The sequence below is a fragment of the Curtobacterium sp. PhB172 genome (assembly GCF_003752545.1).
In the GTDB taxonomy this organism is placed as follows: Bacteria; Actinomycetota; Actinomycetes; order Actinomycetales; family Microbacteriaceae; genus Curtobacterium.
Genome location: NZ_RKIF01000006.1, coordinates 72,274 through 91,318, shown reverse-complemented (window position 1 = coordinate 91,318; position 19,045 = coordinate 72,274). Strand labels below are relative to the sequence as shown.

At 71.3% G+C, this 19,045-nt stretch carries 18 protein-coding genes; 2 read left to right on the top strand and 16 right to left on the bottom strand.

The window, feature by feature from the left end:
- Window positions 1-67 precede the first annotated feature (67 nt).
- Window positions 68-1,075 (bottom strand): tetratricopeptide repeat protein, encoded by a 1,008-nt coding sequence (locus EDF42_RS04845; protein WP_123671633.1) that lies wholly within the window; start codon window positions 1,073-1,075, stop codon window positions 68-70.
- Complete coding sequence (locus EDF42_RS04840; protein WP_148067617.1) at window positions 1,072-2,814, bottom strand: hypothetical protein; 1,743 nt, start codon at window positions 2,812-2,814, stop codon at window positions 1,072-1,074. Before EDF42_RS04840 ends, EDF42_RS04845 begins: the two co-directional genes overlap by 4 nt.
- A gap of 184 nt (window positions 2,815-2,998) precedes the next feature.
- Here EDF42_RS04840 and EDF42_RS04835 point away from each other — a divergent pair, with 184 nt between their 5' ends.
- Window positions 2,999-4,837 (top strand): hypothetical protein, encoded by a 1,839-nt coding sequence (locus EDF42_RS04835; RefSeq protein WP_123671631.1) that lies wholly within the window; start codon window positions 2,999-3,001, stop codon window positions 4,835-4,837.
- A gap of 91 nt (window positions 4,838-4,928) precedes the next feature.
- Here the strand turns inward: EDF42_RS04835 and EDF42_RS04830 are convergent, their stop codons facing one another.
- From EDF42_RS04830 to EDF42_RS04785, 10 genes are all read right to left on the bottom strand, one after another.
- Entirely contained in the window at window positions 4,929-5,666 is a 738-nt protein-coding gene (locus EDF42_RS04830) for an alpha/beta hydrolase (protein ID WP_123671630.1), read from the bottom strand.
- Window positions 5,663-5,965 carry a hypothetical protein gene (locus EDF42_RS04825; RefSeq protein WP_260235101.1) on the bottom strand — a complete coding sequence of 101 codons (303 nt, stop codon included), beginning with the start codon at window positions 5,963-5,965 and terminating at the stop codon, window positions 5,663-5,665. The genes EDF42_RS04830 and EDF42_RS04825 overlap by 4 nt, the downstream gene beginning before the upstream one ends.
- A 12-nt stretch (window positions 5,966-5,977) precedes the next feature.
- Window positions 5,978-6,976, bottom strand: coding sequence for a lytic transglycosylase domain-containing protein (locus EDF42_RS19195; protein WP_260235100.1), 999 nt, complete (start codon window positions 6,974-6,976; stop codon window positions 5,978-5,980).
- Between the two features lie 60 nt (window positions 6,977-7,036).
- Window positions 7,037-7,585: a DivIVA domain-containing protein gene (locus tag EDF42_RS04815; RefSeq protein ID WP_123671629.1), complete on the bottom strand. Its 549-nt coding sequence runs from the start codon at window positions 7,583-7,585 to the stop codon at window positions 7,037-7,039.
- A 90-nt stretch (window positions 7,586-7,675) separates the two neighbouring features.
- On the bottom strand, window positions 7,676-8,620 hold the full coding sequence (locus tag EDF42_RS04810) for a phosphatidate cytidylyltransferase (protein ID WP_123671853.1): 945 nt from the start codon (window positions 8,618-8,620) through the stop codon (window positions 7,676-7,678).
- Between the two features lie 65 nt (window positions 8,621-8,685).
- Complete coding sequence (frr, locus tag EDF42_RS04805; RefSeq protein WP_111086089.1) at window positions 8,686-9,240, bottom strand: ribosome recycling factor; 555 nt, start codon at window positions 9,238-9,240, stop codon at window positions 8,686-8,688.
- Window positions 9,241-9,287: 47 nt separating this feature from the next.
- Window positions 9,288-10,007: a UMP kinase gene (gene pyrH / locus EDF42_RS04800; RefSeq protein WP_123671628.1), complete on the bottom strand. Its 720-nt coding sequence runs from the start codon at window positions 10,005-10,007 to the stop codon at window positions 9,288-9,290.
- A gap of 126 nt (window positions 10,008-10,133) precedes the next feature.
- The gene (gene tsf / locus EDF42_RS04795) at window positions 10,134-10,961 is read right to left on the bottom strand and encodes a translation elongation factor Ts (RefSeq protein WP_111086087.1); all 828 of its coding nucleotides are present in this window, start codon (window positions 10,959-10,961) and stop codon (window positions 10,134-10,136) included.
- Window positions 10,962-11,043: 82 nt separating this feature from the next.
- The gene (gene rpsB / locus EDF42_RS04790; protein ID WP_123671627.1) at window positions 11,044-11,970 is read right to left on the bottom strand and encodes a 30S ribosomal protein S2; all 927 of its coding nucleotides are present in this window, start codon (window positions 11,968-11,970) and stop codon (window positions 11,044-11,046) included.
- A gap of 312 nt (window positions 11,971-12,282) precedes the next feature.
- Window positions 12,283-13,725 (bottom strand): sugar porter family MFS transporter, encoded by a 1,443-nt coding sequence (locus tag EDF42_RS04785; RefSeq protein ID WP_123671626.1) that lies wholly within the window; start codon window positions 13,723-13,725, stop codon window positions 12,283-12,285.
- A gap of 382 nt (window positions 13,726-14,107) precedes the next feature.
- Between EDF42_RS04785 and EDF42_RS18845 the strand changes: the two genes are divergently transcribed.
- Complete coding sequence (locus tag EDF42_RS18845) at window positions 14,108-14,698, top strand: M23 family metallopeptidase (protein ID WP_185040780.1); 591 nt, start codon at window positions 14,108-14,110, stop codon at window positions 14,696-14,698.
- Between the two features lie 219 nt (window positions 14,699-14,917).
- Here EDF42_RS18845 and EDF42_RS04775 read toward each other — a convergent pair whose 3' ends face one another.
- From EDF42_RS04775 to EDF42_RS04760, 4 genes are read right to left on the bottom strand one after another with little or no spacing between them, the layout of a single operon-like run.
- Complete coding sequence (locus EDF42_RS04775; RefSeq protein ID WP_123671625.1) at window positions 14,918-15,856, bottom strand: tyrosine recombinase XerC; 939 nt, start codon at window positions 15,854-15,856, stop codon at window positions 14,918-14,920.
- A 25-nt stretch (window positions 15,857-15,881) separates the two neighbouring features.
- Window positions 15,882-17,129: a DNA-processing protein DprA gene (dprA, locus tag EDF42_RS04770; protein ID WP_123671624.1), complete on the bottom strand. Its 1,248-nt coding sequence runs from the start codon at window positions 17,127-17,129 to the stop codon at window positions 15,882-15,884.
- Window positions 17,126-18,649 (bottom strand): YifB family Mg chelatase-like AAA ATPase, encoded by a 1,524-nt coding sequence (locus EDF42_RS04765; RefSeq protein WP_123339829.1) that lies wholly within the window; start codon window positions 18,647-18,649, stop codon window positions 17,126-17,128. Before EDF42_RS04765 ends, dprA begins: the two co-directional genes overlap by 4 nt.
- Window positions 18,646-19,035 (bottom strand): YraN family protein, encoded by a 390-nt coding sequence (locus EDF42_RS04760; RefSeq protein ID WP_123294793.1) that lies wholly within the window; start codon window positions 19,033-19,035, stop codon window positions 18,646-18,648. The genes EDF42_RS04765 and EDF42_RS04760 overlap by 4 nt, the downstream gene beginning before the upstream one ends.
- Between the last annotated feature and the right edge of the window lie 10 nt (window positions 19,036-19,045).

The window sequence follows — 19,045 nt, the reverse complement described above, 5'->3', positions numbered from 1 at the left end:
CGCCGCCGGATTCGGCGGCGTCTCGCTGACACGACGGCGTCTGGGCCGGTCTCGAGCCGGCCTGAGACTAGTACAGAGCGCTCGCCAGGCGACGGCGGGCCGCGACCACGCGCGGGTCGTCGGTGCCGATGAGCTCGAAGTACTCGACCAGGCGGACGCGCAGGGCCTCACGGTCCTCGCCGAACACCGTCGGCACCAGGTCGAGCAGGCGCCCGAAGGCATCCTCGACGTGGCCACCGGAGATGTCGAGGTCGGCGACCGCGAGCTGCGCCTGGACGTCCTTCGGACCCGCACCGGCGGCGGCACGGATGTCGTCGGCGGTGTGGCCGTTCAGCCGGTCCAGGAGCGACACCTGCGCGAGCCCCGCGACGGCCATCTGGTCGTGCGGGTCCTGCAGGATCGCGGTCTTGTACTCGGAGATGGCCGTGGCGTAGTCGCCCTGCTCGATCGCGTCGTACGCGGCCTGGTGGTGCGGCGGCAGCGCTTCCGGCTCCGGCTCGCCCTGCTCGGCGGTGTCCTCGGGCGGAGCAGCACCGTCCACGGTGACGCGACCGGAGACGCCGTTCTGCTCGGCTGCCTGGAGCACCTGCTCGTAGACGTCGCGGACCTGCGCCTCGGGCAGCGCACCGACGAAGAGCCCGAGCGGGCGTCCGCCGATCAGCGCGGCCACGGTCGGGATCGACTGCGCTTGGAACGCCTGCACGAGCTGCGGGTTGGTGTCGGCGTCCACCTTGGCGAGCAGCACGCGCCCGCCGTACCCGGCGGTCAGCTGCTCGAGGATCGGCGAGAGCTGCTTGCACGGCCCGCACCACTCGGCCCAGATGTCGACGATGACCGGCACCACGGACGACAGCTCCAGGACGTCCTGGAACGTGTCGTCGGTGACGTCGAGCACGAGCGACGGGACGGTCAGGTCACCGCCGGTCTCGGCGCCCGGCGCTGGTGCACCGGTCGGGCTTCCCGCCTGCGCCGGAGCACCGGCGGGCGGCTGGGGCGGCCGCTGTGCGCGGTCGACGAGGGACGACAGGTCCACGGCTCCGCGGAGCCCGGACGGGGTCGGGGGGATGTTGCTCATTGCACCTCACTCGCTGCGGTCAGGCCCTGCGTGAACCCGAGCAGGACCACTTTGTCATCCGAGGCGACCGGCGGCACGTAGAAGAGCAGCTGGACGCCGTACGTGGCGCTGATGCCCTTCTTGCTCGTGTCGACCCCGGACAGTGCCTTGACGGCACCCTCGGTGTTGACCTCGGCGCCGGAGGCGGTCGGGGTCACCTTCTCGATCTCGTTGAGGTCGGCGGAGACGAGCGCGCCGGCGTCGTCGGTCGCGATGGCGACGGCGGAGTCCTCCGGGGCCTCGGACGAGTACTCGATCTTCGCCGTGTCCGGCAGGGACTGCGCCTTCTTGTCCTTGTAGGCCTTGCCGATGGTGGTGCGGAGGCCGTCACCCTCGGTGGCGAACAGGTCGGCGTACTCGCTCTTCGAGTCCTTGGACAGGATGTCGCCGTAGGCGGTCGCGACCTGGTCGGGGGCGATCGCGAGGAGCTTCGACTGCGGGGCCAGGAGCGCCGCGCCGATCGACGTCGGCGCGAGGCTCGGGATCTTGGCGTCGGCCTCGAGCGAGACGTCGTAGGCGACCTTGTACGGGTCGCGCGCGGTGTCCTGCACGAGCGTCAGGGCCTGCGGTGCCGACTTGGCGTCGCAGTCCTCGGCGACGATCACGAAGACCGTGCGCGGCCACGTGTCGGTCTGCTGTGGCAGCGCGACGCACACCTGACCGGCGGAGATCGCCGGCGGTGCCTTGACCTCGGAGTCCTTGCCGCGGATGGCGTAGTTCGCCGTCCGCAGGTCGAGCGCGGCACCGGTGAACCGGGTCGTCGCCAGGTCGGTGTCGCGGGCGCTGTCGGCCTTGTCGGCGACCGCCGCGATCCGCTCGACCACGCGGGTGATCTGCTGCTTGGTCGCCGCCGTGGGCTCGGTGGTCTCCGCCGCTCCGGTCGCGCTGGCCGTGGGGGTCGGGGTCGCGAGCGAGGGGTCCCCGCCCTGCGGCCAGTAGTCGGACGAGCAGCCGGCCAGGGCGAGCGTGCCGACGAGGACCACAGGGACCGCGATGAACGCGCGCGATCCGCGGCGGCCCCTGGTCGGGACCTGGGCACCGGCGGCGGCGGCGCGACGCGAGGCCCGCACGCGCGGCGGTCGGGTGCCGCCGCTGCGACGACGCGGCCCACGACCGCGGCGCTGGTGCAGGAACGCCAGGACCAGCAGCACGATGCCGCCGAGTGCGAAGACGCCACCGGCGACGAGCAGGGGCCCGACGGACGGCGTTGCGGTGTCCTTCGGCCACGTCACCGAGACGTCGCTCGGCGCGGCGGCCTTGCCGTCGCCGACGATGAGGACCGAGACGTCCTGCGGCAGGCGGACCGTGAACTGCCCGGAGCCGTCGTACTCCTGGTACCAGAGGTCGCTGCCCTTGGGCGACGGGACGGACGCCTCGGAGCCGGTGGTCTTGCCCACCAGCTTCGCGCTCTCGGCGTCGAACCGGAGCGTGGTGTGCTCGGCGTCACCGACCCACGCGTCGACGTCGGCCGTCTTGCCGTACGCGGCGAAGACCTTGCCGGAGCCGGAGACGTTGATCCGCTGGTAGCCGGGGTTCGCGTTGAGCGTCGACCCGGGGATCACGGTGACGGGGGCAGAGCTCTTGGTGGTGCTGTCCGCGACGAGCGAGGACGGCGGCGCGAACACGGTCCGCTGTCCGACCGCCGTCGCGACGAGCAGCAGGCCGATGACGAAACTGACGATCGCCAGGACGAATCGCACGAACACTCTCCCTACCGCGCCGGGGTGGGGATGTCGGCGCGCGAATCAGCGACTCAGGATAGCGAGCATGGCTGAACAGCGCATCCATCCGCGCTGACGCCGGTCTCAGACGACCCCGTCGGGCCACCACTACACTCGACCGCGGGCCGGATCGGGCCCTCCGCCGAGCACCTGGGAGCGACACGTGGCGAACGACGAGGCCGAGTTCGGGACCGAGCTGCGCGGGTACCGCCGCGACGACGTCGACCGTTCGCTGAACGACCTGCGCCGCGAGCTCATCAAGTCGAACACCGACCGTGCCGACGCCGCGAAGGAGATCCGTCTCCTGCAGTCCCGCGTGTCCGAGCTCCAGGGCGAGCTCGACGAGGCCGGTACCCCCACCTACAGCGGCCTGGGTACGCGACTCGAGTCCACCCTGCGCGTGGCGGAGGAGCAGTCCACCCGCCTCATCAGCCAGGCGGACATCGACGCACAGCGCCTGCGGGCGTCGAGCCGGGCCGAGGCCGACCGCACCGTGCGCGAGGCACAGGAAGAAGCACGCGACACCCTCGAGGACGCCCGCACCCGCTCCACCAACGAACTCACCCGTGCTCGTGCCGAGGCCGCCGACACCGTCGAGCGTGCCCGCGCCGAAGCCGGCCTGCTGACCCAGGACGCCCGCAACGAGGCCGCGGCCATCCGGGGTGCCGCGGTGACCGAGGCCGCCGAGGTCCGCTCCGTCGCCATCCGTGAGACGAACGCCCTGCGCGCCCAGGTCGAGCACGAGGTCGCCGAGCTGCGCGAGGTCGCCCAGCGGGAGTCGGCCGACTCCCGCACCGCCGCGGCCGACCTCGACCGCGAGACCGAGCACCGCCGCTCGGTGTTCGAGGCCGACCACGCCCGCCGGGTCGAGGACCTCGACCACGAGGAGTCCACCCGCCGTCAGGCACTCGAGCGCGAGGTCGCCGAGGGGCGTGCTGCGTGGCACCGGGAGCGCGACGAGCAGCAGCAGGCGCACGCCCTGGCGATCGAGACCGGCCGCGCCGAGCTGCAGGCCGAGGTCGACCGACGCCGCGCCGAGATCGACGGCGAGTTCGCCGACCGCCGCCGTGTCGTGGACGAGGAACTCGCCGCTGCCCGTGCCGAGTGGGACCGGGAGCTCGCCTCGGCGCGCACCGCCCTGGCACAGGAGGCCGAGGCGTTGCGTGCGCAGCTGCGCGTCGACGAGGAACAGACGCGCGTCGAGAACGAGCGGCTCGTGCAGGAGACCGCCGACCGCATCGCACGCGAGCTCGAGGAGCACGACACCCGCATCGAGCGGGAGCGCGCCGAGGCCGATGCCGCCGCCGAACGCGCGGACCGCGAGCACGAGAACGCCCTCGCCGCCCGCCGCGAACGCGAGCACGCCGAGGTCGACACCGAGATCGCCGACCGCCGCTCCGCCGAGCTCGACACGCTCGAGTCCGAGCGCACCGCCCTCCGTCAGGAGATCGACACGGCCCGCGCCGACCTGGCCAAGGAACGTGACGAGGCCCGAGCCGAGGTCGCCCGCGAGCGCGACGAGGCCCGCACGACGCTCGAGTCCGAGCTCGCCTCACGCCGGGACGACGCCGAGCAGGACTACCTGCAGAAGCACCACGAGACCGTCACCGAGACGCAGAAGTACCTCGACGAGGCGAACCTGCAGCTCGCCGAGGCCACGCGCCGTGCCACCGAGGCCCGTGAGCGCGCCGAACGGCTCCAGCAGGAAGCCGACGACCTCGAGCGCACCAGCACCGCCGACGCGCAGGAGCACGCCCGCACCATCGTCGCGGACGCCCAGGACCGTGTGCACCGCATGGTCTCCGATGCCGAGGAGCGCACGGCTGCCATCACCGCCGAGGCCGAGGACCGGCTGTCGGCGATCCGCACCGAGCGCGAGGCCGTTGCGGGCTACCTGGAGAACCTGCGCGGCGTGCTCACGCACGCGACCGGCCTGCTGGGGACCGCACCCGGCACCGCTCCCGGAGCAGGCGACGACGCAGTGGACGCGACCGAACGCTGACGCGAGCCGACCAGGAGGCGCGGGTCGCGCCTCCCGGTCGGCCCACCGCACCGAGGTGGGCACGCACCGTGCGTCGGACCGGCGAGTGCCGTCAGACCGGCCAGTGCGTCGGCAGCGGCGCGCTGCCCGGCACGACGAGGTCGGCGACGGCGTCGAGGACGATCCGGACGTACCGCTCCCCCACCCACAGGTGCTTCGCGCCCTCGATCGGGACGACCCGGACGTTCGGGGCGACGGCGAACCGGGCGATCGCTTCGTCGGGCTGCAGGAAGTCGTCGTGCTCGGGCACAAGGGCCACCACCGGGACGTCCACGGCTGCCCAGCGCGCGAGCTCGTCCTCCGTGGTGCGGTGCAGCGGCGGCGAGAGCAGGACCACGCCCGCCACGGTGCCGGCCTCGACGTGTTCCAGCGCGTGCTTGAGGATCACCTCGGTGCCGAAGGACCATCCGACCAACCACGGCGTCGGGAGGCCACGGTCCACGACCTCGGCGACGGCGGCTCGCAGGTCGAAGCCCTCGGAGACGCCCTCGCCGAACACGCCCTCGGACGTGCCACGTGGCGACGTCACCGACCGGAAGTTGAAGCGCAGGACCGCGATGTCCGCCAGGGCCGGCAGCCGCGCGGCGGCCTTCTTGAGCACGTGCGAGTCCATGAAGCCGTGCGCGGTCGGCAGCGGGTGCAGCGTCACGACGGTTCCCCGTGCCGGGCGGGATTCCGGTTCGGCGAGCTCCCCGACCAGGGTGAGGTGGTCGTCGGTGACGAGCTCGACGTCGGTGCGGCGGGCGGGCAGCTGCGTGGCGGAACGGATCTCGCCGTCGTCGTCGGTCATGCGATGCTCCAGCAGTGGTTGTGCCAGTGTCGGCGTGATGCCAGGTCGGCAGCGTCGCCGAGGACCCCGTCCGAGCGCCAGACCACCACGTGTGCGGTGCCGGGCAGGACCGCGCCGCCGCAACCGGGGCAGACGTACTCCTTCTGCGCCGACGCCGCGGAGACGGGCTGGACGAGGTACTCCCGCCCGCGACGCACCTCGGTGCGCTTCCACGAGCTCATCAGCCGATCGAGGCCGGTGTCCTCGTCAGGCTCGACGTCGCGACCACGGGGACGCCGCGGCCGGTTGCTGCGCGGCACCCCAACTGCCGATCAGTACCAGTTGTTCGCCTGGCTGTGGCCCCAGGCGCCGCAGGGCGTGCCGTAGACACCGGCGATGTAGTTGAGACCCCACGTGATCTGCGTCGCGGGGTTCGTCTGCCAGTCGGCACCGGCGGTCGCCATCTTGCTGCCCGGGAGCGCCTGCGGGATGCCGTACGCACCGCTGGGGTTGTAGGCGTTCACCCGCCAGCCGGACTCCTTGTTCCACAGCGAGACGAGGCAGTTGTACTGGTCGGTGCCCCAGCCCCGGGCCGTGACGAGCTGCAGGGCGATGGCCTGTGCGCTGCCCGCGTCGGGGGTCGCGGCCACGGCGGCCAGCGTGTTCGCGGCAGAGACGCTGTCGGTCTCGGCCGCGGAGGCGTCGGTCGTCTCGTCGGTGGTGGCGTCGTCGGCTTCTTCCTCGACGACGGGCTTGACGACCTTGGGCGCTGGCACGGTCACGCCGTAGCCGTCACGGTCGGCAGCGGCGTCGCCGTAGGTGCCGTGCGCGGTGTACTGCTGTGGGGCCTGCGGTGTCTTCACGAGCACCGGGGTGTCGACCGCGGCCTGCGCGACGTCGGCCTGGAGCGGATTGAAGAGCGACGCCCCGACGAAGAGGAAGACCCCGACGAACGAGAACGCCGGGACCGAGGAACGCTTCCGTGCGAAGGCGTTGACCGCGGCGGCTGCGCCACGGGTCGGCTGCTGCGCCGTCGCGGCGCGCTGGATAGCCGTCGCGTTCTGCTGCTTCGCGGCGCGCGGGTCGACCCGGGCCGCGGGGGCCTCGTGCGCGAACGCGGCGATGCGTTCGTCGGACACGCGGTTCGCTGCGACGGACTTCGGCGTCGCGACCGGACCGGTCTCCGGCAGGACCTGCGGGTTCGCCTGGAGCACCGAGGTGTCTGCCGTACGGGTTCGGTTCAGTGCCGCGCGGCGCTCACCCGAAGCCTGGAGGCTCAGGTGCTCGCGGAGATCGCGGTCGGAGCTGTGGTCTGCCGTGTGCCTGCCCATGAGTAGGACCAGGGTAACGGAACGATCACGGAAAGCGAAGCACCTGGGTGCAGCGCGTCGTCAGCGGACGGCGAGCATGACCTCGACGACGGCGTCGAGCAGCGCGTCGACCTGGCCCTCGCGGTAGCCCCCGTGCTTCGGGCGGAACACGATGGACCGCACCTCGGTGAGGCTCAGCGGTTTGCCCTCGCGGAAGTAGCCGCCGAGGCGGGCCGCGAACGCGTCGACGTCCTTCGGGTGGTAGCCCGTACCGAGCACGCTGACCCGACTGAACCGCTGACCGTTCGGGCGCTCGAGGCGGGCCACGACGTCGGAGGCCTTCGTGCGGGCCTCGGCGTACCAGGCCTTCTGCCCGGCGTCGCCGATCTCCCGCTCACGCTCCCGGGCCGCGAAGGCGTCCTCGAGGCGCTCCAGCGCTGCGTCGACGTGCGAGGTGGAGTAGCCGCCCTTGCGCATCGAGAATGCGGTGGCGCGGATCTTCGCAGCCTCGATGCCGGGGGCGCTGTCGTCTGCGGAGTACGCACGACGGGCGTCCTCGAGGAAACGCTCGACTTCGTCGACGTCGTATCCGAGGGCGGAGCGAGCTGCGGTCGGGAAGGTGGTGGCCACGGCGTCATTCTGCCAGTCCCGACCCGTGGCACAACCTGGACGCGCTGAGGGCGGCGCTCAGGCTGGGCCGACGAAGTCGGTCAAGGTCGGTCAGTGGTTGACGATCAGGTACAGCACGTAGGCGACGGCGGCCGACGGCAGGATGCTGTCGATGCGGTCGAGCAGTCCGCCGTGCCCGGGCAGGAAGGACGAGATGTCCTTGATGCCGAGGTCGCGCTTGATCATCGACTCGGTGAGGTCGCCCAGGGTCGCCGACCCGGAGATCAGCACGCCGAGCACGACGCCGGTCCACCACGGCAGACCGAGCATGAGCCAGGCGACCAGGACGCCGACGATGATGCTCGCTGCGACCGATCCGGCGAAGCCCTCCCACGTCTTCTTCGGGCTGATCCGCGGCGCCATCGGGTGCTTGCCGAGGTTCAACCCGGTGGCGTAGGCACCGGTGTCGACAGCGACGACGACGAGGATGAAACCGATCACCCAGAGGTTGCCCTGCGACTGCGCGGAGAGCAGGACGACACAGGCGCCGAGCAACGAGATGTACGCCTGCACGAACAAGCCGTTCGTGACGTCGCGGAACACGTCGCCGGCGGACGGCTTCTGCCGCGAGAGCGCGACCTCGACCAGACGCCAGAGGCTGATCAGGACGATGCCACCGAGCAGCGTGAAGAGTGCCGCGACCTGCCCGAGCAGGAACGCCGCCGGCACGATCGCGATCGCGACGGCGACGCTCGGGATCCGCGGGACGTCACGGCCGGCGAAGCGCATGGCGCTCGTCAGCTCGTAGACGCCCACGCCGAGCAGGAACGCCGCCACGACCATGAACGACGGCGGCCAGATGAGGAGCGTGCCGAGCATGACCACGGCGAACGCGAGCGCGATGCCGATCGCCGCCGGCAGGTTGCGCCCGGTCCGCGCCGTCAGGGCCTCGTTGCGCGCACCGAAGTCGGCCTTGCGCTGCCGGAGCTGCGCCTCGAAGTCGGTGCGGGCCGCTCGGGCACGCGCATCGAAGTCCTGGCGGAGCCCCTTCTTCACGGGCCCGGTCTGGTCGGGTCCGTGCTCTGCTGTGGGGCGTTCACCGCCCTGGTCCGGGCGGCGCATCAGACCTCGAGGAGTTCGGCTTCCTTCTTCTTCAGCGACTCGTCGATCTGGTCGACGTGCTTCTTCGTCAGGGCCTCGAGGTCCTTGTCGCCGCGCGAGATCTCGTCGTCCGAGATCTCACCCTTGAGTGCGTCGAGGTCGTCCTTGGCCTTGCGGCGGATGTTCCGGATGACGACCTTGTGGTCCTCACCCTTCGTCCGCACGAGCTTGACGAACTCCTTGCGGCGGTCCTTGGTGAGCTCCGGGATCGTCACGCGGACGATGTCACCGTCGTTCGTCGGGCTGGCGCCGAGGTTCGGGAAGGTCGCGATGGCGCGCTCGATCTCCTTGAGCGCCGTCTTGTCGTACGGCGTCACGATGAGCGTGCGGGCCTCGGGCGTCTGCAGCGACGCGAGCTGCGCGAGCGGCGTCGGCGTGCCGTAGTACTCGACCGGGATCTTCTGGAAGAGCGCCGCGTTGATGCGGCCGGTGCGGACGGTCGAGAAGTCGTCCTTGGCGACCTCGACAGCCTTCGCCATCTTCTCGGTGGCTTCGGTCAGGACATCACTGATCACGGTGTTACTCCTTCGGTACTGGCGTCGAGTCTAGTCAGCGGTGCGGGTCAGTTGCTGACCACCGTGCCGATGCGCTCCCCACGGATGGCGGCCTGGACGTTGCCCTCGCCCTCCATCCCGAAGACGTGCATCGGCATGCCGTTGTCCATGCAGAGCGAGAACGCGGTGGCGTCGACGACCTTCAGGCCCTTCAGGAGCGCGTCCTGGTAGGTCACGTGGTGCAGCTTCTCGGCCGTGGCGTCCTTCTTCGGGTCCGCCGTGTACACGCCATCGACACCGTTCTTGGCGACGAGGACCTCGTCGGCCTTGATCTCGAGTGCTCGCTGCGCGGCCACCGTGTCGGTCGAGAAGTACGGCAGGCCGGCGCCGGCGCTGAAGATGACGACGCGGCCCTTCTCGAGGTGCCGCTCGGCGCGCCGCGGGATGTACGGTTCGGCGACCTGGGTCATCGCGATGGCCGACTGCACGCGCGTGGCGGCCCCGGCCTGCTCGAGGAAGTCCTGCAGCGCGAGCGCGTTCATCACGGTGCCGAGCATGCCCATGTAGTCGGCACGGCCGCGGTCCATCCCGCGCTGCGAGAGCTCGGCGCCGCGGAAGAAGTTGCCCCCGCCGACGACGATCGCGATCTCGACCTCGCGCGCTGCGACGGCGATCTCCTTGGCGATGGCCCCGATCACGTCAGGGTTCACGCCGAGCGATCCGGCCCCGAAGGCCTCCCCCGACAGCTTCAGCAGTACGCGGCGTCGTCCGGTCTTCTCGTCGGTCATCTGATCGCACCCTTCGTCGTGGTCTCGTGGAAATGTACTCGCGGATGTGTCGCGTGTGTGTCGCGCCCGGAGGCGCGAAAAACGGGGCCAGGAACCTGGTTGGTTCCTGACCCCGTCACGGGTTCGTTACGCGCCGACCTTGACGCGGGCGAAGCCCTGGATCGTGATGCCGGCGTTCTCGGCGGCCTTCGCGACAGAGATCTTGTTGTCCTTCGCGTAGTCCTGGTCGAGGAGCGACACCTGCTTGATGTAGGCGTTCACCCGACCCTCGACGATCTTCGGGAGCGCAGCCTCGGGCTTGCCCTCCTCGCGCGTGATCGCCTCGACGGTCGCACGCTCCTTGGCGATCTCGTCGGCGGGCACCTCGTCGCGGGTCAGGTACGTCGGGTTCGCGAACGCGACGTGCTGGGCGATCGAGCGGGCCTCGGCAGCGTTGTCACCCTCGTACGCGATGACGACGGCGATCTGCGGCGGCAGGTCCTGGCTGGTCTTGTGCAGGTAGATCTCGAAGGCCGAGCCCTCGACACGGCGGACCGTGCGGACCTCGAGCTTCTCGCCCAGTGCGGCGGCCGACTCGTTGACGACCTCGAGGACGGTCTTGCCGTCGACGGGGGCGGCGTTCGCGGCGGCGACGTCAGCTGCACCGGCGGCCGCGACGGCCCCGAGCACCTTGTCGGCCAGCGTCGTGAACTTCTCGTTCTTCGCGACGAAGTCGGTCTCGCTCGCGAGCTCGACGACCGTGGCGGCGCCGTTCTCGGAGCTCGCGACGACGACGCCCTCGGAGGTGGCACGGTCGTCGCGCTTGGCGACGGCCTTCGCACCCTTGATGCGGAGCAGCTCGACGGCCTTGTCGTAGTCGCCGTCGGCCTCGACGAGCGCGTTCTTCGCGTCCATCATGCCGGCGCCGAGGTCCTCGCGGAGCTTCTTCACGTCAGCAGCGGTGAAGTTTGCCATTGACTGTCCTTTCTGGACGGTACGTGTGTGGAGAGTGGTGAAGCAGGCGCCGGATCCGATCGGGTCCGGCGCCTGCGACAGGTCACTCGGCGGGGGTGGTCTCCGCGGCTGCCTCGGCCTCGGCCGTCGGCTCCGCGTTCTTCGCGTCGTCGGCGATCGGCTCGCCGATCTCCTTCGCGGCGACCTGCGCGTCAGCGTTGTTCTCCTCGACGGTCGCGCCCTCGGGAGCGGCGTCGGCGGACGGCGTCGCGGCGTCGCCACCGAGGAGCTCCTGCTCCCACTCGGCGAGGGGCTCTGCGGCCTCGTCGTCGTCGCCACCGTTGTGGCGGGTCTTCAGGCCCTCGGCCGCGGCGTCGGCGACGATGCGGGTGAGGAGACCGACGGAGCGGATCGCGTCGTCGTTGCCCGGGATCGGGTACGTGATCTCATCGGGGTCGCAGTTGGTGTCGAGGATGCCGATGATCGGGATACCGAGCTTCTGCGCCTCGTCGACGGCGAGGTGCTCCTTCTTGGTGTCGACGATCCAGAGCGCGCTCGGGGTCCGCGTGAGGTTGCGGATACCACCGAGGGTCTTGTGGAGCTTGTCCAGCTCGCGCTTCTTGATGAGGAGCTCCTTCTTGGTGAAGCCCTTCGTCGTGTCGTCGAAGTCGATCTCCTCGAGCTCCTTCATGCGCGCGAGGCGCTTGGAGACCGTCTGGAAGTTCGTGAGCAGACCGCCGAGCCAACGCTGGTTGACGTACGGCTGGCCGACGCGGGTCGCCTGCTCGGCGATGGAGCCCTGCGCCTGCTTCTTGGTGCCCACGAAGAGGATCGTGCCACCGTGCGCGACCGTCTCCTTGACGAAGTCGTACGCGCGGTCGATGAAGGCCAGCGACTGCTGCAGGTCGATGATGTGGATGCCCGAGCGCTCGGCGAGGATGAAGCGCTTCACCTTCGGGTTCCACCGACGGGTCTGGTGTCCGAAGTGGACGCCGCTGTCGAGCAGCTGGCGGATGGTGACGACGGCCATGTGCCGTCCTCCTTCTGTGTTCTCGGAGCGCAGCTGTGCTGTGCCCCTGTTGCGGTTGTGTCGAGCACGACCGGAGGTCGTGATCCCTGGTGTCCTGGCACGCGACCGCCCGCTCGTGAGAGCAGGACCGGTGGTCGGGTGCCGGGTCGGAGACGGCGAACCGTTGACGACCCTGTGGACACGCGAAGTCAGCGCGCATCAGCGCACTGCTGGAGAAATGCTAGCAGACAGGAGGCCCGGATCACGCGCGCCGACCGGCTGACGTGATCCGGGCCTCCTGTCCGGTGTTCTGGGTGTGTCAGGCGCGTCTGATCACGCCTTCGCGTCCACCGTGTCGCCCTCGGCGGAGATGCCCATCTCCTCGAGCGAGCGGCCCTTGGTCTCAGGGATCTTCGCGATGACGAAGAAGAACGAGATGAGCGCGAACAGCGCGTAGATGCCGTACGTGACCGTCAGGTTGAAGCCGGACAGCACCGGGAAGGTGATCGTGACGATGAAGTTCGCGACCCAGTTGGCGGCCGAGCCGATGCCGAGCGCCGTGGCGCGGATGCGGTTCGGGAACATCTCGCCGAGCAGCACCCACATGAGCGGACCCCACGTCGCGCCGAACGACACGACGAACAGGTTCGCGAAGATGAGGGCGATGACGCCCCACGAGCCGGGCAGGCTCGGGTTGCCGTCCACGATCGTCGACTGCGAGAACGCGATCGCGACCATCGCCAGCGACACGAACATGCCGGCGGAACCGGTGACGAGCAGCGGCTTCCGACCGACCTTGTCGACCAGGAAGATCGCGATGAAGGTCACGGCGACGTTGACCACCGACGTGATCGTCGAGATGAGGAACGAGTCGCTCTCCTTGAACCCGACCGCCTGCCACAGCGTCGTCGAGTAGTAGAAGATCACGTTGATGCCGACGAACTGCTGCAGCACGGCCAGGATGATGCCGACCCAGACGATGGGCTGCAGGCCGAAGCGGTTGCCCCGGATGGAGCCCTTCTTCTCGTTGGCTTCCTTCTTGATGCCGTCCTGGATCTCCTCCAGGCTCGTGTTCACCGTGTCGCGCGGGACGATCTTCGTCATGACCGCGCGGGCGTCCTCCGTCCGACCCTTGGCGAGCAGGTACCGCGGCGACTCCGGCAGCGTGATCGCCAGGATGCCGTAGACCACCGACGGGATCACGCCGACCAGGAACATCCAGCGCCAGGCCGGCAGGCCGAGGACGACCTCGGAGGCGCCACCGGCGGTGACGGCGAAGAACTGGTCGGAGAGCAGCGCGGCGAAGATACCGAGCGTGATGGCGAGCTGCTGGAACGAGGCCAGGCGCCCGCGGATCGCCTTCGGCGACACCTCGGAGATGTACGCCGGCGCGATCACCGAGGCCGTACCGATGCCGAGGCCGCCAACGAGGCGCCACAGGACGAAGTCCCACGTGGCGAACGCGAAGCCGGAGCCGATCGAGCTCACCAGGAACAGCACTGCGGCCCAGAACATCACCCGGGTGCGGCCCCAGCGGTCAGCGAGTCGACCGGCGAAGTAGGCGCCGAACGCACAGCCGATGAGGGCGGACGCGACGGCGAAGCCGCTCGCCGCCTCGGACAGGCCGAACTCGCCCTTGATGGCCTCGACGGCGCCGTTGATGACCGACGAGTCGAAGCCGAAGAGGAAACCGCCCACCGCTGCTGCGATGGCGAACGCGGTGACCTTCCCCTTGAACGCACGGTCCTCGCCGTGCCCGGTGGCTGTGTTGGACACGATGCTCCTGGGTTCTGCCGGCCGTGCTGCTGTGGGCACGGTGCCCCGGCGGTCGGCTCGTTCGCCGTCCGTGCGGCGTTGCGTGGTCCGGAGCGGCCCCGACTGTACTCCTCGTGGCGGATGTGGTCATAACCGGGTGCGGGTGTCGGCGTGGGGCGGTCGTTCGGGTCGGGGCGGTCGGGGTGGTCGGGTCGTGGTGGTCGGGTTAGGGCGGGTTGGGGTGTCGCCTCGACTCGGAACGACACCGTCGATGTCGTGCGACATCGAGGACGTCGTTCGTTGCGGTCGCGTCGTCCCTCCACAGGCCGGGAGGCCCGCCCTGCCCTCCACGGACCGCCTCACCTGGGTCGTGTGGCCGGTCCGCGGCGGACAGGGTGGCGGCATGGTCCTGTTCCCCGGCTCCGGCAGTCGGCTCCCCCCGGCCGTCGCGATGGTGGTGGTGCTCGGGATGCTCGGGGCGTTCGGGGCGGCCACCGCGTCGTTGCCCGCACCTGGGCCCGCGCCGGAGGACGTGCGCGACCACCGGGATCGCACGGCGGCGACTCGTGCTGATGAGCCGTGGGTCTGGCCGACCGGCACGCAGGTGGTCGAGCGCGGGTGGGAACCGCCGTCCGACGACTACGCCGCCGGTCACCGCGGGATCGACATCCCGGCGCCGCTCGGCACGACTGCGGCGGCGGTCGACGACGGCACGGTGGCGTTCGCCGGACCGGTGGGCGGCAGGAGCGTCGTGACGGTCGACCACGGCGGCGGGCTCGTCAGCACCTTCGACTCAGTGCAGCCACTCGTCGCTGCTGGGGACGACGTGCGACAGGGTGATCCGGTCGGCCGGGTGTCCGTGGGGCACTGCCCGGCCTCGGCACCGTGTCTGCACCTCGGCGCGCGGGTCGACGGCCGCTACGTGGACCCGACGTCGTACCTTCCCGCGGCCGAGTGGCCCGTCCTGTTGCCGGAGTCCGCTTGGCCGGGGTGAGCGACGGCGACGAGCGGTGGGCGACGGGCGACGGGCGACGTGCAACTTCGACGTGCGACGTGCGACGTGCGACGTGCGACGTGCGACGTCACACGATCGCCCCGTTCCAACGTTCCGGCGCCGCGCAGCCGCACGAGTGCGCGGTGCCGGCCCGGCGGTCGCTCGGCGCCGGTCCGACGGTCGCTCGCGGGGCACGGTGGCGGTCCGGCGGTCGCGCCGTCAGGCGCGCGGGTGGGCCGTCCGGTAGACCTCGCGCAGCCGTGCCGAGGACACGTGCGTGTAGATCTGCGTCGTCCCGAGGCTCGCGTGCCCGAGCAGTTCCTGGACCGCGCGCAGGTCCGCTCCCCCGTCGAGCAGGTGCGTCGCCGCGGTGTGCCGGAAGGTGTGCGGTCCGCTCGGCCCTTCGCCGGGAAGGTCCCCAAGCAGCCGAGCCACCACGCGGTACGCACTGCGCACCCCGAGCCGGCCACCCTGGTCGCCGAGGAACAGTGCCGTGCTCGGTACATCGGCCCGCGCCGCGAGGGTCGGACGCCCCCGCGACGTCCACGCCTCGAGTGCATCACGGGCCGGGACGCCGAACGGCACGACCCGCTCCTTCCCGCCCTTCCCGAGCACGCGGACCGTGAGCCGCCCGCGATCGACGTCGGCGACGTCGATGCCGACGAGCTCGCTCACCCGGATGGCCGCGGCGTACAGCAGCTCCACGAGCGCGAGGTCCCGCAGCGCACCGGGATCGTCGGTCGCTGCGCGGGCCGCGAGGCCGTCGAGCAGCCCACGGACCTGGTCGGCCGACACCACCCGCGGCAGGTGCGAGCCGCCCTTCGGTGCACGGAGCCGCACGCCGGCGTCCGTCGCGGTCACCCCGGTCTCGCTCGCCCACCGCGTGAACGCCCGCACCGACGACGACCGGCGGGCGATCGTGGACCGTGCGAGCCCCCGCTGGTCGGCTTCCCACAACCAGTCACGGAGCAGTTCGAGGTCGACCCCGTCGATGCCGACGACGCTGCGTCGCGCGGCGAACTCGACGAACTGGTCGAGGTCGTTCGCGTAGGCGCGGAGCGTCTGCTCGCTGAGCCCCCTGGCGTGTCGAGCGTGCCCGAGGAACGAGTCGACCGCTGCCACGAGTCGCTCTCCCTGCTGCTCTGCTTGGTCCGCCACGTCGTCAGCGTACGGCTGGCCGACGTCATGCGCGGCCCCACCCGCCGCTGCTGTGCGCCACGAGCCCCTGCAACTGCGCGAGCGCAAGGGCGTCCGCCACCGCCGCTCCGGACAGCCCGGACCGTCGAGCGATCTCGGCCTCTGGCAGGGCACGACGGCCGAGCGCGTCGAGGACCCGGACGACCTCGGGATCGCGCTGGACCGACACGAGGGGTTCGTCCGCCGCCGCGGTCGCACCGGAAGCGGCCACGGGACGCATCGCGGCGACCGGGTCCCCCGGGTGCACGACGAGCTGCGCCCGGCCCTGTGCCACGAGTCGGTGACATCCGACCGACGCCGAGGACGCGAACGCTCCCGGCACGGCGAACACCGGGCGACCGAGCTGCCCGGCGTGGTGCGCGGTGTTGAGCGCACCGGACCGCGCACCGGCCTCGACGACGACTGCGGCGTCGGCGAGGGCGGCGATCAACCGGTTCCGGGCCAGGAAACGCCACCGGGTCGGGCGGGTCCCCGGCGCCGACTCCGCCACCAGGACGCCCTGCCGAGCGACGTTGTGGAGCAGCTGGACGTTGCCGGCGGGGTAGAGCTGGTCGATCCCCCCGGCCAGGACCGCGATCGTCGGGGCCCCTGCGGCGATCGCCACCCGGTGTGCGACCGCGTCGATCCCGTAGGCGCCGCCGCTGACGATCGTGCAGCCGGCGTCCGCGGCGGCCGAGGTGATCTCGGCGGCTGCTTCAGCCCCGGCGATGGTGTTCGCCCGCGACCCGACCACGGCCAGGGCGGGTGCCCCGTCGCCGACACCCGCCGTGGCGCTGCGCGTCCAGAGCACGAGCGGTGCGTAGGGGCCGAGGTCGTCGATCGCCGTCGGCCACCCAGCGGACCCGGGCACGAGCAGTCGTGCCCCGACGGCTTCGGCCGAGGCGACGACGTCGGCCACGTCGGACCGGACCAAGCGCGGTCGCCACCGGTCGATGGCCGTGTGCAGGACGCCGGCGAACGCATCGGGGTCCTCCGCACCGGGCACGCCGGCCTCCACGCACCCGTCGAGCAGCTCGTCGAACGCACCGTCGGCTGCCAGCAGGACCGTGCCGAGGGCGCGCTCCGGCCCGAGGGCCGCCATGAGCTCACCGGCGACAGAGTCCCCCGGCTCCACGATCACGGACCACGCCACGCGGGCAGCGGTCTCGACCGGGTCCGACACTCCGTCGGCCCCGAGGACCCGTCGGATCGCGGCCAGCAGTTCGCTGGCGTGGCCGGGCCCCACGCCGCTCACAGCGCGCTCCGAAGGGCGAGGGCACCCCGGACGTGTGCTCTGCTCGGACGGTCGACCGCTTCGAGGTCTGCGAGCGTCCACGCGAGCCGCATCACCCGGTCCCACCCCCGCATGGTCAGGGTGCCGAGGTCGAGCGCCCGGTCGAGCTCGGTCGTCGAACCCGGTTCGATCCGACCGTCCGCCCGCAGCCAGGCTCCGGTGACCTCGGCGTTCTTCGTCCACCCGGTGTCCCGGAGGCGTTCGGCCATCCGAGCGCGGGCCTCGGCGACCCCGGCGCGGGCCTCGGCCGTCGTCGGCGTGCTCCCGTCGGCTCCACGCATCTTCCCGGTCGTCACCCGGGGCACGAGCACCCGGATGTCCATCCGGTCGAGCAGCGGTCCGGACATCCGCCCGAGGTAGCGCCGGACTGCACTCGGCGGACACTCACACGGTTGACCGTGCGCTCCGCCGGCGTTGCCGCACGGGCAGGGGTTGGCAGCGAGCACGACCTGGCACCGCGCCGGGAACTCCGCGGCGCCCGCAGCCCGGTGGATGGTGATCCGACCGGACTCGAGCGGCTGGCGGAGCGCGTCGAGCACCGCTCGGGGGAACTCCGGTGCTTCGTCGAGGAACAGGATGCCGCCGGTCGCACGCGACACTGCCCCGGGTCGCAGCACACCTGAGCCGCCGCCGATCAGGGAGATCGCCGACGCCGAGTGGTGCGGGGCCTCCCACGGGGGCTTCGTGCTCCACGACGCCGGTCCGAGTCCGGCGACGGACCGGACGGCGGCGACCTCGAGCGCGGTCGCGTCGTCGAGGTCGGGCAGGAGTCCGGGCAGGCGCTCCGCGAGCATCGTCTTGCCGGCACCGGGTGGACCGAGCAGGAGCGCATGGTGCCCACCGGCCGCCGCGGCGACGAGGGCGCGCACCCCGATGGGGTTCCCGACGACGTCCGACAGTTCGGCCACCGGGCGTTGGACCGAGGGCGCCGGCACCGGCAGCACGGCGTCGACCTCGACCGGCGGTAGGAGCGCGCCGGCGTCGATCGCAGCCGCACGGAGTGAGTCGACCCCGGTGGTGCGCACGCCGTCGACCACGCGGGCCTCGGGTAGGTTGCCGATCGGCAGCACGACTCGGTCGGCCCCGGCGTCGCGGGCGGCGAGCAGCATCGGGATGACGCCGGCGACCGGTCGGACCCGACCGTCCAGACCGAGCTCCCCGATGTAGACGATCCGCTCACTGACGTCGGGTGCGAGTCCGGCGCCGGCGAGCACGGCCATCGCGATCGCCAGGTCGAACCCTGAACCCCGTTTCGGGATCGCCGCGGGCGTGAGGTTCACCGTGATCCGACGAGCCGGCAACGGACACCCGGCATTCGCAGCGGCGGCACGGACTCGCTCGCGCGCCTCGCCGAGCGAGGTGTCCGGCAGTCCGATGATGCTGAAGGCGGGCAGCTGACTGGTCAGGTGGGCCTCAACCTCGATCCGGCGCCCGGTCACGCCGAGCAGGGCAACGGCCGCAGCACGGCCGATGCCCGTCACAGCACACCCGCCACGTGTTGCACGGCCGTCCGGGGGCCGTCGACGTGAACCGCGACGACGTCGATGCGGATCGCGCGTGCCGACACCTCCGGATGGGCGTCGAACCACTCGGCCACGAGTCGTCGCATCCGCGTGAGCTTCGTCGCCGTGATCGCCTCGAACGGATGCCCCGTCGTCGTACCGGATCGCGTCTTCACCTCGATGAACGCGAGTGTGCAGGAATCCCACGCGACGATGTCGATCTCGCCCCGGGCACACCGCCAATTCCGCTCGAGGACCCGGAATCCCCGTTCGTGCAACCACGCCACGGCCTGGTCCTCGCCGAATCGCCCCAGGCGGCCGTTCCGGAGTGTTCGTCCGGGGCGATCGTGCAGCTTCTGTTCCATGTCATTGCCT

Coding starts and splice junctions, on each gene's coding strand:
- EDF42_RS04845 (WP_123671633.1), bottom strand. CDS start 1,075: ATGAGCAACATCCCCCCGACCCCGTCCGGGCTCCGCGGAGCCGTGGAC.
- EDF42_RS04830 (WP_123671630.1), bottom strand. CDS start 5,666: ATGACCGACGACGACGGCGAGATCCGTTCCGCCACGCAGCTGCCCGCC.
- EDF42_RS19195 (WP_260235100.1), bottom strand. CDS start 6,976: ATGGGCAGGCACACGGCAGACCACAGCTCCGACCGCGATCTCCGCGAG.
- pyrH (WP_123671628.1), bottom strand. CDS start 10,007: ATGACCGACGAGAAGACCGGACGACGCCGCGTACTGCTGAAGCTGTCG.
- tsf (WP_111086087.1), bottom strand. CDS start 10,961: ATGGCAAACTTCACCGCTGCTGACGTGAAGAAGCTCCGCGAGGACCTC.
- rpsB (WP_123671627.1), bottom strand. CDS start 11,970: ATGGCCGTCGTCACCATCCGCCAGCTGCTCGACAGCGGCGTCCACTTC.
- EDF42_RS18845 (WP_185040780.1), top strand. CDS start 14,108: ATGGTCCTGTTCCCCGGCTCCGGCAGTCGGCTCCCCCCGGCCGTCGCG.
- EDF42_RS04760 (WP_123294793.1), bottom strand. CDS start 19,035: ATGGAACAGAAGCTGCACGATCGCCCCGGACGAACACTCCGGAACGGC.